The sequence below is a fragment of the Pseudoruegeria sp. SK021 genome (assembly GCF_002119405.1).
Taxonomy (GTDB): Bacteria; Pseudomonadota; Alphaproteobacteria; order Rhodobacterales; family Rhodobacteraceae; genus Meridianimarinicoccus.
Map to the genome: position 1 here is coordinate 1 of NZ_MTBG01000115.1, position 821 is coordinate 821.

An 821-nucleotide genomic window follows, 5' to 3' on the forward strand; every position below is an offset into this window, starting at 1 on the left:
AGAGGTGGTCGCAAGAATTCGGACCAGTTGCTAAGCTTTAGCGACTGACGAAGGACCGACCTGAGATGACAAAACGAAAGCGCTATTCTGCGGAGTTCAAGGCAAAGGTGGCACTGGAAGCCATCCGCGAGGAACTGACGACGGCCGAGCTGTCCAAGAAGTACGGCATTCACCCGACAATGATCAGCGGCTGGAAGCGTGCTGCGATTGCGAACATGGCGTCTGCGTTCGAAGGTGGTGCCTCGTCCGATGAGCCGACGATCTCCGAAAAGGAGGTCGAGAAGCTGCATGCCAAGATCGGCCAGCTGGTCGTGGAACGGGATTTTTTGGCCAGTGCCTCCAGTCTCATTCTCGGTGCTGGAGGCAAAAAGCGGTGAAGCACGTTCATCCCGATCTCAGCGTGCGGCGGCAATGCCGTCTGCTGTCACTGACCCGCTCCGGCCTGTACTATCACCCACGGGGCGAAAGCACCGAGAACCTGGCACTCATGGAAATTATCGACCGGCAGTTCCTGGAAACGCCTTGGTACGGCTCGCGGCAGATGGCCCGTCATATGCAACGAGAGGGGCATAAATGCGGCCGTCACCGTGTGCGTCGGTTGATGAGGCTGATGCGCCTTGTGCCGATCTACCAAGAGCCAAAGACCAGCAAGAAGCACCCGGCACACAAGATATATCCATATCTTCTTAGGGACCTAGCAATCACGCGACCCAACCAAGTCTGGTGCACTGACATCACATACATTCCGATGCGCCGCGGGTTCTTGTACCTGGTAGCCGTCATGGACTGGTATAGTCGGAAGGTGCTCAGCTGGCGATTAT

Annotated in this window: 1 pseudogene; it reads left to right on the top strand. The window is 56.8% G+C overall.

What is annotated here, in order from left to right:
- Positions 1 to 65: 65 nt before the first annotated feature.
- Positions 66 to 821, top strand: a pseudogene (locus BV911_RS20175) (IS3 family transposase); the annotation flags it as partial.